Annotated in this window: 10 protein-coding genes; 5 read left to right on the top strand and 5 right to left on the bottom strand. The window is 41.8% G+C overall.

What is annotated here, in order from left to right; translation table 11 throughout:
• Positions 1-5: 5 nt before the first annotated feature.
• Positions 6-257, top strand: coding sequence for a hypothetical protein (locus OCU87_RS11270; protein ID WP_062690816.1), 252 nt, complete (start codon positions 6-8; stop codon positions 255-257).
• A gap of 53 nt (positions 258-310) precedes the next feature.
• Here the strand turns inward: OCU87_RS11270 and OCU87_RS11265 are convergent, their stop codons facing one another.
• A complete protein-coding gene (locus tag OCU87_RS11265; RefSeq protein WP_261857171.1) occupies positions 311-1,057 on the bottom strand; it encodes a DUF3108 domain-containing protein in 747 nt (248 codons plus the stop codon).
• A 356-nt stretch (positions 1,058-1,413) separates the two neighbouring features.
• Here OCU87_RS11265 and OCU87_RS11260 point away from each other — a divergent pair, with 356 nt between their 5' ends.
• Positions 1,414-1,635 (top strand): hypothetical protein, encoded by a 222-nt coding sequence (locus OCU87_RS11260; protein WP_062690818.1) that lies wholly within the window; start codon positions 1,414-1,416, stop codon positions 1,633-1,635.
• 153 nt (positions 1,636-1,788) lie between these two features.
• The gene (locus OCU87_RS11255; RefSeq protein ID WP_062690819.1) at positions 1,789-2,265 is read left to right on the top strand and encodes a DUF2947 domain-containing protein; all 477 of its coding nucleotides are present in this window, start codon (positions 1,789-1,791) and stop codon (positions 2,263-2,265) included.
• A 45-nt stretch (positions 2,266-2,310) separates the two neighbouring features.
• Here the strand turns inward: OCU87_RS11255 and OCU87_RS11250 are convergent, their stop codons facing one another.
• The 4 genes from OCU87_RS11250 to OCU87_RS11235 all read right to left on the bottom strand — a co-directional run bounded on the left by OCU87_RS11250 (position 2,311) and on the right by OCU87_RS11235 (position 8,352).
• Positions 2,311-4,164 (bottom strand): diguanylate cyclase domain-containing protein, encoded by a 1,854-nt coding sequence (locus OCU87_RS11250; RefSeq protein ID WP_261857170.1) that lies wholly within the window; start codon positions 4,162-4,164, stop codon positions 2,311-2,313.
• 151 nt (positions 4,165-4,315) lie between these two features.
• Positions 4,316-4,966 carry a YfiR family protein gene (locus OCU87_RS11245; protein ID WP_261857169.1) on the bottom strand — a complete coding sequence of 217 codons (651 nt, stop codon included), beginning with the start codon at positions 4,964-4,966 and terminating at the stop codon, positions 4,316-4,318.
• 6 nt (positions 4,967-4,972) lie between these two features.
• A complete protein-coding gene (locus OCU87_RS11240; RefSeq protein WP_261857168.1) occupies positions 4,973-7,147 on the bottom strand; it encodes a TonB-dependent receptor plug domain-containing protein in 2,175 nt (724 codons plus the stop codon).
• 356 nt (positions 7,148-7,503) lie between these two features.
• On the bottom strand, positions 7,504-8,352 hold the full coding sequence (locus tag OCU87_RS11235; RefSeq protein WP_261857167.1) for a pirin family protein: 849 nt from the start codon (positions 8,350-8,352) through the stop codon (positions 7,504-7,506).
• Between the two features lie 368 nt (positions 8,353-8,720).
• Between OCU87_RS11235 and OCU87_RS11230 the strand changes: the two genes are divergently transcribed.
• On the top strand, positions 8,721-10,169 hold the full coding sequence (locus OCU87_RS11230) for an NAD-dependent succinate-semialdehyde dehydrogenase (protein WP_315972486.1): 1,449 nt from the start codon (positions 8,721-8,723) through the stop codon (positions 10,167-10,169).
• A gap of 208 nt (positions 10,170-10,377) precedes the next feature.
• Positions 10,378-11,877 carry a bifunctional NUDIX hydrolase/phosphatase PAP2 family protein gene (locus OCU87_RS11225; protein WP_261857166.1) on the top strand — a complete coding sequence of 500 codons (1,500 nt, stop codon included), beginning with the start codon at positions 10,378-10,380 and terminating at the stop codon, positions 11,875-11,877.
• The last annotated feature ends 67 nt before the right edge of the window (positions 11,878-11,944 follow it).

The raw sequence follows: 11,944 nt of genomic DNA, 5'->3' as shown, positions 1-11,944 counted from the left end.
TCCAGATGGCAAAACCGAATAAGAAAGGCCCAACCAAAACCGTTGACGTGTATTGTGCTAATTGTAAAACACAGTTATTTAAATATCGTAAAGGCGGCAAAGGTGCGTTAGTTAAATGTTTTAAAGAACGCATAACAACAGATTTTACGGTTAAAGCCTGCCATTGCCCTCAGTGCGAGACTGAATTTGCGCGAGATACTTTGGTAAGAGGCACACCAGCCTTTAAAATGATTGGTGGCAAAGTGTTTGCTAAATAATTGAAAAAGCCAGTACTGATTGTTACTGGCTTTTGTTATTCGAGGTATGCTCATTACTTGGTTGGCGTAGCTTTTGCTGAAAGGGTTGGTGGACATTCTTTTTTCATGCTAACCAATTCGGCTTCTAATTTAAGGATATTGCGCTTATATTTTGCTTTGACCAATTGGTAATCAAGGCTCGGTGCAAACCACATATCTATTTGTCTATCGTCTACTTCTGTCTGTCTGACTTTTAAAGTCTCGACTTCACCATAGCGCGTTGCGATTTTTTCTGAGCCTAATACTTCGAAAAAATAGTGACTGACCTTGCTTGTGCTCTGCATTTTGAAATCAAATTTGGTTTTACCTTGGATAAGTAATAAGCGAAGTTGTGCACCAAGTGTATCGCCATCAAGCAGAGGAAAATCAGGGTCATTATACTGTGTGGTTTCACCATCTTTTATGATGGTTGATTGCTGACCGTTAGCACTAAATGTCCCTGTGGCTTTACGTGAAAGAAGGCCAGAAATGTTCTGCTCAAAAGAGTGGGTAATGAATGATTGGTGCGCATCAGACCACTCCATTTCGGTTTGGTTTTTGTACTTACTTGAGGTGACTAAAACATCGGCATTCCCGTAGGCATACACTTTTGCTTTATTACCACGCCAATGTACATGTCGAGACAGCGTTCCTACTTTTAGGCCACTGAAGTACAGCTGATAAGTCAGTGTTTTATTGCACTGATGAAGCTCGGGCAAAGGGATGGCTTGCACAGAGAAGATAGGTGAAACAAGAAAGATAAGTATGATAAAAAAACGCAAAAAAACCGTCCTAAAAATGAAATCCTAATAATAACGTTAGCAATCTGTGATGTAGCTTGCCACTCAAAATCATAGATTACGATTGGCTATAGTATTACGTGACAGTCAGGTGACGCGAGACATAAAAAAATAACAAAAAAAATAACCGAAATCTAACCCTGTTTTTTTCTTATTTTTCAATTGATTAAAATCAACCATACGAATGCTTTGGGATGTGCATTTCAACCTGTTTTCTAAGGTGTTGTTTTTGTAGCTCTTATCGTTAGTCAGTTGAAATGACGTTTTCATGATGCTTATTTGACGATTTAAAGTCGAGCTTCTATTTTTATTTGGGTTTCTCAAAAGAGGTGAGAGTAATGAAGAGAATGAATTCCGCTTATCGACTTCAAGTGATAAAGGAAGTGGCGATTAGAAAGCAGTTAACGTCGAATAATGATCCGATGGCAAATCATATTTCTCATTTACTCGAAACTCGGGCACATCGTGAAGGAATTGTTGAACAGCATCAGACCTATTCAGATAATCATTTCGATGAGCAGGTCGGCGGTTGGGTCAGTAATCAGTGGGATGCCAAATAGCTCTGTAGAATAACCAAAGGTACGGAAATATGCATGCTCAAGGTTGGTTAGATACTGACTTTGGGCTGTGATCAATTGAATATAATAAGGGAGTGCTGGAACATCTCGTTTGACTAAGGTACATTGCTGCGTCAATAGAATTCAGGTCGACGAATGAACTACGTAGAATTAGATAGTTACACCCGTAAGTGGATCTTCACACATGCTTCTATGCCTGTAGCGGAAGATGATCTCACGCTTATCCGTCCTTTTACCCAAGCACGATCTTCTGACATTTGGCGCGATCATATTAGTCGCCAAAGTCCCGACGCGGATCATTTTGAGAAAGGTGATTGGGCTGCCAATGATGCAATGTGGTCAGCTGCGATTGACTGGCAGAATGCATGGGATAATGACGAGCCTGAATTGCCGCAAGAGGTTCTTGATTTCATTGATTGGGAAGACAATACCACCGTCTTTTTCTGTTACGAGAAATACAACCTAATTGAAACTAAATGGGGCGTGTTTAAACGTAACTGGAAGAATTTCTTATTCTTTGATGATGGCCCAATGCTTATTGGCCGTAAGAAAACACAAGTAATTTGGTTCCAATCAAATGGTACTTGCACGTTAGGCCATCGTGAGAAATAAGCGTTAATCTTATTTCCGTGTAGCACTAATGAGTACAGCCTCGCTTTAGCGGGGCTGTTTTGTTTTTATTGTAGACACAGTGGTCAGTGGGTTGAAAATAACGACCTTCCCTTTGCCGGTTCTTTTGGCTTCATACATAGCTTTATCGGCTCGTCTTAAAATATCATCCACGTTTTGATACTCACCTGGGTGTACATAGTAACAACCGATACTGGCCCCGAGATTAATGATTTTTTCATCTAGACTCATAGGTTGTTGAAGTTTTAGCAAGATACGCTCGCTTGTTTGTTCCACTTTACTTGAGTCTGCCACATGGTTGAGCACGGTAATAAATTCATCCCCAGACAGCCGCCCTACAATATCTGCCTGCCTAATCGTGCGAGACATACGGGCTGCCACAATCTTTAACACACTATCACCCACATCGTGTCCATAGGTATCATTGATATCTTTAAAACCATCAAGATCGATAAAAAGTACGGCGAAGATCGCTTGCGTCGTTTGTTGTTGATTCAGTAAGTTTTGAATATGAGAGTGCAACTTACTTCGATTAGGCAGATTGGTTAATGAGTCGTGTGATGCTAAGCGTTCTAGACGTTCATTCTCTTTAATGAAGCGTAAATCCGACGCGACAATAGCAACCTGACTTTCACCACTTTGAGGCTCGGTTAGTCGATGCACACGTAATAATAACGGAATGGTGGAACCATCTCGGCGTAGTTGATGGTATTCACCTTGCCACAAATTACGGGCGTTTAAGTGCTGGCGTACATGATTTTCGATTAATCGGTAAGAGCTCATATCCACCAAGCTATGAAAATGCTTGCCAATCACTTCTCTGGGTTCAAAACCAATCAAGTTTTCAAAAGCTGGGTTTACCATTTCAATAATGCCACTTTGGGTCATAACGATAATGGCATCTTGGCTGCTATCAAAAACATTTGCCGCGAGACGCTGTTGTTTTTGGGCAAGATGCTGTTTGGTTATATCTTCAATGGCAAATAAGAACTTTTTCTGATGATAAAGAGGGCGACTCACTATCTGAAGTGTGCGTTCTGTGTTTGTATTGGAGCAGTGGCATTTAATCACATAATGGTTGAAATGCTGTTTATTCGATAGCACTAACTCTAGCTGCTGCTTAAAACGTTCAGGTTGTTGTGGATGCAGTAAGGTAACAAAGTTTTGTTTTATAGCACTTCGTTGCGGTACACCAAGAACATCGAAACAAGCATCGTTTGCGAGAGTGATGGTTGCACTTTTATCTATGACTAACAGAGCATGTTGAACGGTTGCAACCACTTCATCTGCAAATACTTTTTCTTGGCTAAATTGATGTAATGTTAGACGTATCTTTTTATCGCGCTCTTGTAATTTTAGCTGCATCTCGTTAAAGCAGCTCGCGAGCTCTCCTAGTTCATCGTTTGTTGTGACTGTTGGGGTGAAGTGCTGCTTCGTATCGTCGTGAACAATTGATCTCATTGCCTTATTCAGTTCAGCTATTGGCTTTGTTACCCAAGCTTGAAGACGATTGACGATATAGCCACATACGACGAGATAAAGGAGAAAAAGAAATAAGCTGTATTGCAGTTGAGTTATTTGCAGCTGGTGGAGATGTTCGAGTGATACTGCGATAAAAAGGCTTGCTTCACTGTTTGCCGCATAAGCTATAGGGACTTCAATATACAGCATATAATTCCCAAAATGGGCACCTTGCTGCTTGGTGATAATACGCTGTTGTTCAGTAGGCCTAATGTAATCGATATCATCATTTATATATTTTGCTAGCAGGGAACCATCATTAAGTTCTACTAAGGAAATAGACGACTCTGCCTTAAATGAAGACAGTATTTCTTGGGCTGCAATTCTGTCATCAAACAGTATGGCTGCGGTGAGATTCATCCCCACACCTTGAGCGAGAATTTCTATTCGGCTGACTAGATTTGCTCGTTCTTTCTTGATGAAAGTTTGGTAGGTTACTACCTGAAAACTTAAAAAAACCAATAAGATGAAGCCCATAATAGGGAGTGACATCCTTTGCCCAAGTGAGAGGCTATTGAGCCAGTGGCGCATAGCGACCTCTCGGTATCAATGGTTGCTCTTTTATGGTGAGAGCCCTTTGCTGGCTGATGGCTAGGCTGTTCTCGATGATCGAAATACGCAGTAGTTGTGAACTAATGGCCATATTTGCTTGTTTGATGATATCGAGTGCAATGATCGGCCGAATACGTCTTTTGTCGGTGCGTAGTTCGATCATGCCGCCATAATCAATAAAATCAGGATAACTACTGATAGTGAGTACGCCAGATAATTTCGGGATGTCGTGGCGGATAGGAAACTGAGATGGACTGATATACACCAGTTCACATTGTGCTGCTTGGGATAGATTATCTATATAGTGGAACACGAGCCGTTTGTTGGCGGTAAGATCGTTTAATATTAACTGATGCAATGTTTGGCTGATGTTATCAGCACCATAGGCACAGTATTGAATTTGGTGATCAGGTGCTTGAGGCCAACGCACAAAGCTAGCAAAGCGATAGATATAGACCGCCTTGATTTGGTAATCATCATAAGCACTACCTTGCTCGGCTTTAACCCCGCCACTCAATAATAAGCTGGATACAAAAAGTAGCAGCGTTTGTACTGGGTGCTTAAGTGCGTGAGAGTAAACACGATACAGTGCGTGAAAAGAATGCCACATAATCAATCAAAAATCCCATGAACTGCGTAAGTAAGCGGTTTCACCAATTCGAGCTTTGTTGGGCATATCAGAATAAGGCGCTTTGTTTAGAGCATCAATAATAAATTCGACTTTTGGCCATGATGGTTTTTTTTGCCAAGCCAGTCTGACATCGACTGTTGTGACTTCTGGCGCAGAATATGGTTTTGAACCGTCGCCGTAAGTGATATCAGAGTCGACACTCGACTTATGCTTAAACCATACATCAAACTGCCAATTTGCATTTATACTCCACAATGACTGAACGGAAAGGTAATGTGCGGGTTGGTGGTTATAGGTCGCTTTCGCTCCGCTCATTGCATCATCAGCACAGCTCATATTACCACTGCAATAAGCCTCGGTATTAATAAAACTATAGCTGGTATTCAATATGTAATCTTGATGGGGGTGCCAGCGAATAGCCGTCTCAAAACCATAACTGTTTGCATTCAATCGATCACCGAATTCAGTTTCGTGGATGAACAAGTTGTTCGGTAATTTTGTACCATCATTACACTGGCCATAGGCACAAATCCAAGGTTCGCTTCCTGTTTCTAGCATTCTCAGGTTTTGATAATTACTGAAGAAGACAGTGCTATCGATGTTTAGTTCCGGTGTCAGTGATATGCGATGGCCCGCATCTAGAGTGACGACAGATTCATTCTTCATGTCAGGGTTGCCCATGGTAAAGAAAAGACCGTCGTAATAGCGGTAATACCCTGACCCTTCATGATCGGCTGCTATTACTTTCCCTAAGCGATAACCATCGGTCAGTGACTCAACACTTGCGGGTGTTACTACTGCACGACCAATACCCGCCCAAAACTGCTGTAAAGGCGAGTATTGATAGGTGATGCGGGCTTGAGGTTGAATTTCCGTCGTATTGTTTAAAGTGAAATGTTCGACTTTCACGCCTAGGGTTGTCGTAATGTTATCGCTTAGCTGGCTTTCAAGTTGAGTAAACAGGTTATAAATAGCGTCAGTATTGATAGGGTCATTACTGTAGCGTCCGATTGGTTCAAGTTTCGCATAATAATCATCTGTATATGGTGCGACATTGCGATGTATTAAGCGGACACCGCCGCCAGTCGTTAATTCATGGCTATCGGTTAGGCGAGTACGTGTTAACCCATCGAAATTAAGTGTCGAGAATTGTCCTTTAGAAGAGGGCTCAACTTTTGAATTACTATCAGCCCAAATATGCATTTCATAATCGGTTTTATCGTTATTCTGAAACCAATCTACGCTGATGTACCCGCCGCGTGAGTAATCAACCAGCTGGGTGGGGATGAGTTGAGGTGGCGTAGTCGCTAGATTATAATTCTCCCAGTCATGTTCAGAAACATTGTGGTAACCACCAAACTGAAGAGTGACTGCATTGCTACCTTGTTGATAGTCAGAGCGAAAACCACCTCGATAGCTACGCCATGGATCGTCGTTATCATAGTAATAGTCCGACTTTACCCCCTTAACAAAAATGCGCGCAGTAGTGTTTTCATTAAGGGTAAAGCCATGACGGTAGCTGACTTCTTGATAGTTATGCTCACCAGCGGCTATTTCAAGGTGTTGACCTAGGGTTTCTTTACTGCTTTTAGTGATAATATTAATTACGCCATTTGTCGCATTACCCCCCCACATAGTACCTGCGGTACCACGCAAAATTTCGATACGATCAATATCGGACATCACCATGTCGACTGTGTGCCAAAAAGTGCCAGACATTAATGGGCTAAATACACTGCGCCCATCGACCATTACCAGTGCCTTATTAAAGAGTACTTCGTTTAAGCCTCGAATCGATACTTGCCAGTTATATTCGCTAATTTTGTTGACGGTAACACCTGGTGCGAGCGCTAGTGCATCGGCCACAGATCGAGCACCGCTGCGTATAATTTGCTCACTCGAAATAACATAGATAGCGGCAGGTACCTCTGAGATGTTTTGGCTCTTCTTTGCCGCAGAGGTAACAGTTGTTTCAATGTTAGATAGCTCATCCAGGCTTAATGAGATAAGAGTATTAAGCTCTAATGGTTGTTTATCTGCATGTGCGAAAGCGATACTTGAAAATAAAGCAAGGAAGTAAAATGGGAAAGATAAACGCGCTGTAATAACCACAGGATAAACATTGCCTAAATAAGTTATTGAGTGAAGAAATTTTATCATAGTTCTTTTTTATAAAAGAAAGTATCAAACGCTAAAATTACATATTTAGATGGTAATAATATGTGGCGGTTCTTTAATTGAGGATAATATGTGAAATTAAAATAGTTAAATTCCCACTAGGTATTTTAAGGTTTTTTTTCTTCTCATGATTAAAGTTTTTTATTAAGTGCTATTACTGTATTGAGTTGATTGTGACTCATTTTCAGGTGTCAGCAAGAAAGGATATTTAAAGTTTGATGCATGCTCCAACTGAACGCCATTAAAAAATGGTTAATTGGTGATGCAATATTGCTTTTATTTTTAAGGACCCATTTACGAAACGTTAAGCTCGTTAACTCCTCGAGTTGTTTGTGTTGTTACCCGTTGGAATTAGGGCCTCTCTTTTTAAGTAATTGTTTAATGTATAGCTGTGATTCTTTTTGAAGAGTAATCGAAGTGTGTACCGATGTACTAGTGGCAACAATTGATTGGTTCAACGGCTGCCCTATTGCGAGAAGAAGGCGGCAACCACAATGGCCAGTGCGTACTTCAATCCTGTTGTCGGAAGGCGTAAATATAGCCATTTGGTTGGCATGCACTTCGGTACTGCTGACATACGCTTTGCCTGAATGTATAAATATAAACCCTGCCGTCAGTTGTTCGTTTGGCTGGATCTCCCATTGGCTATAGGGGGCGATGGCTACGTCAAGTACAAGAATAGGTGAAGGGGAGGTTATCGGGCTTTGTATTCCGTTTAACTCACCGATCAGCACTTTAGTGGTTACGTTATTCTTTTCTATTATCGGTAAGTCACCAGCGGTGAATTTGAGGCTTTTGGCGTCAGACATTTCAACGTCGTTAGCAGGCAGTAATACCCAAAGGGCGAAGGTTTCTACTCGTCCTCCATCAGTCGGTTTTAAGGTGTCTTTATGTATAACACCATTACCAGCCAGCATCATTTGAACATCGCCAGGCTCAAGTGAAGTTTGGCTACCTGTCGAGTCAACATGGCGTAAATGGCCGCATATTGGATAGGTGATTGTGTTAACACCTGAGTGACCATGAAAGTCTAATCCAACCGGTTGGCAGACATTTTTTGCCTGATAATGATCCCATAAGGCAAAAGGATTGAGCTCTTCTATCTCGCCACTTTGAATATAAGCTGTCATTGATCCTGATTTCAGACCGTAACGAACTTTTTTGATTGTTCTTGTTTTTTCTGCCATGGCTGCTTTCCATGAAAGTGTACTTATACAGAATAGACTGCGGTCTCAATTTCCTCCATCTGAAACAGGTAATTTGTACTACTGTTGCTTGTTTTAATGGTGGCTATGTTATTTTCATTCTAAATTTGCCACTTAGATCCGACGTTAGACCCACCATGTAGACCGCTATTTAGATAACCACAAGCCGCTCCAAAGATGATTATAAAACAAGCAGGAAATCGGCATTGAATTTGGAAGGTGTCGAATAGGATTAACTTGTGCTGAAAAGGTATCCTTAAGTGGCTTAATGGCCCTTTCTCGCTGGCTATGCGGTGAGTGTAGGGTAATATATTTGTATAACAAATAGTGAGGGCGATGAAGTGCATAAATTGAATCTACAACAGCATACTATTTTTAAGCAGCAAGTTTACATTGCAGGCCAATGGTGCGATGCCGACTCTAACAGTAATCAGCCCGTATATAACCCTGCCGATGGCAGCCTTCTTGGGCATGTGCCTGAGTGTGGTCAACTTGAAACACAGCGCGCGATTAATGCTGCTGATATCGCGTCTAAATCCTGGCGAAAAACGACAGCAAAAGAAAAATCGCAAGTATTACGTCGTTGGTTTGATTTAATCCAACAGCACAGTGAGGCTCTGGCCGAAATTTTAACGGCAGAGCAAGGTAAGCCGTTAACAGAGGCAAAAGCTGAGATTGCCTATGCGGCCAGTTTTATCGAGTGGTATGCCGAACAAGCAAAGCGTATTCGAGGTGAAATGATACCGAGCCATAGACCTGATGCGCGGATCTTAGTGAGCCATGAGGCGATTGGTGTTGTGGGGGCGATTACCCCTTGGAACTTTCCCGCCGCGATGATTACACGTAAATGTGGTCCTGCTTTCGCTGCTGGTTGTAGCGTGGTATTAAAACCAGCGCCTGATACCCCATTTACTGCGTTAGCTCTAGCTGCTTTGGCAGAACAAGCAGGCTTGCCTAAAGGTTTGTTTAGTGTGGTAACGGGTGATGCTGTGGCGATAGGTGGTGAGCTGACTAGCAATAAAACAGTACGGAAAATTTCATTCACTGGATCGACAGCAATTGGCAAATTACTGATGGCGCAATCCGCTGCATCGGTGAAAAAAATGTCGCTAGAATTAGGTGGTAACGCGCCATTTATTGTTTTTGACGACGCTGACTTAGAAAAAGCACTCGCCGGTTATATGGTGGCAAAATTCCGCAATGCTGGGCAAACCTGTGTGTGTGCAAATCGCTTGTACGTACATGAAAGTGTTTACGATAGATTTATGAAGATGCTAACCGATAAAGTATCATCTCTTGTGATGGGTAATGGCTTCATTGAAGGGGTAGATATTGGCCCGATGATCAATCGTTCTGCGGTTGAAAAGGTTGAAGCTCATATTCATGATGCAGTACAGAAAGGGGCAACCCTGTTGTATGGCAGCCAAGAAAAGTCATCAACGCATTTTGTGCAGCCAGCTGTTTTACGTGATGTGACAGATGACATGTTAGTCGCAACAGAAGAAACCTTTGGCCCTTTAGCTGCGGCCTTTACTTTCAGTGACGACGACGATGTCATTGCACGCGCGAATAATACTGACTCAGGCTTAGCGGCTTATATTTATACCCAATCATTATCAAAAGCATTCCGAATGAGTGAAGCCTTGGAATACGGCATGGTTGGTGTGAATGAAGGGCTAATTTCAACCGAAGTTGCTCCATTTGGTGGTATTAAAGAATCAGGACTTGGCCGCGAGGGTGCAGCGCAAGGTATTGATGAATACTTAGAAACGAAATACACCCTGATGGGCGGGTTGTAGTCACTGTTACTCTGTCACCTTTTCAGTGATGATAAATAAACCCTCACTAGAGGGTTTTGTTTTATGCGGCTTTTAAAGGAATATTCTTTTTATTAGTCGCTATTCCATATATTGTTAATTTTATTAAACTCACCATTTAATTAATTGTATGAAAATGCCGCAATTAAGAAGGTGTGAGTATTTAGGTTGGCTGAAAGTAGGAATGCAGGTGGTTGGTATCCAAAACGTTATCGTAAAAATGATCCTTGGTGTGTTTTTGTTATGCCTCTCAGGTATTTCAAGCGCTAACTCGATTAACGTAAATAATAATGAGCAAGCTGATAAACATGTTGTGGGTGCTGTTTGTGTGATCCGCGTTGATGATAAATTAGTCATGCTTTCAGAAGTCATAACAAAGAAAATATCACTGCCGGGCGGCTATATAGAGCCTAACACCACACCAGAAGAGAGTGCGATTCGTGAAGCATTGGAAGAAACTGGGATAAAAGTTGAGATAGCACACCTTATTCAGCAGCGAGAGCGAGCGCTAATTTATGCTTGTGTTGCACAAGATCCAATACTTGTATCGACAACCAAAGATTCGTTAGGATTCGCAATAGTCGAGTCATGGTTTGCTGAGCATTTTGGCAAAGAAGTTCGCCGTGTCTATCTTATTAGCCCTGACGAGCTAAAAGCATCAGATTATCGTTTTCCTAACGATAAACCGTTATTAAAAAAATGGTTGGCGGTAACACCTGAAAGTGCGGTCGACTATTATTCTGATTTAAGTGATCGTGTTAACTTACTTCATCAGTTGGAATTACAGCTTATTAGCCAATTTCAACATTGGGTTAAAAGCTGGCCACAAACTCAGCAATCTATTTTTGAGACGACAATCGCGGTATTAAATTTGCCCGGTGAAGTTGGGTTTATCGCTTTTCTACTCGTGGTTAGTGCCGTTATGTTTGGTACCAAAGGTGTATTGCGTTTATCCATTATTTTGCTAAGCGTTACCTTTATTTCCTCGGTGCTGAAATTAAGTATCGGTTCACCGCGACCGTTTTATATTGTGCCTGCATTAAAACAAGCCAGTGCCTATGGTTTTAGTTTTCCTAGTGGACACACGTTAATAGCAACGGTTTTGTGGGGGCTTGCATGGTACTACTTAACGCATAAACGTGGCTTACTGGTGATGTTCTTATTATTGCCCGTCGCTTATTTTCTTGCGTTTGGACAAGCTGTCGCACGCGTCTGGTATGGCGTACATTTTATTACCGATACAATGGCAAGCTTAATTCTAGGTACTGGTATGGTGGCGATTTATATAGCGTGGCTCAATGCAGAGAACAACGCCCTAGATGACTGTATTATGAGTAAGTGGTTTTGGTTATCGCTATCTTTGTTTGTTGGGTTTATTGCTAGTTTTAGTCATGCGCCAGACCATGTTTATCTGTTTTCTGTTCTCCTCGGGATATTTTTAGGCTTGGATTATGTGAGCTGGGAGCCGCTTAAGCGCCCACTAAAGGTGGGGCAAATTATCTTTACCGCTGGATTATTTGCGTTAGGAGCTGGCGTGATTGCTTGGGTAACAAATTGGTTTGCCTGCCAGTCGAGCGTTAGCTTAATCGTGTTATCTATACGCTCTCTGGGCTGCTTTCTTGCAGGAATTTGGCTTTTAACGGGTACAACCCTGATCCGAAAAGTAATTTCAACTAAGTTAGTAGCATAATCTGCCTTACCTCACGCTTTAGTTTACGTAAAGCGTGAGGTACAGTGGGGGGAATAATGATTGAGAT

It is taken from the genome of Photobacterium sanguinicancri (assembly GCF_024346675.1).
GTDB lineage: Bacteria > Pseudomonadota > Gammaproteobacteria > Enterobacterales > Vibrionaceae > Photobacterium > Photobacterium sanguinicancri.
The sequence above is the reverse complement of the archived record's forward strand: the minus strand, read 5'-3'. Positions and strand labels throughout refer to the sequence as shown.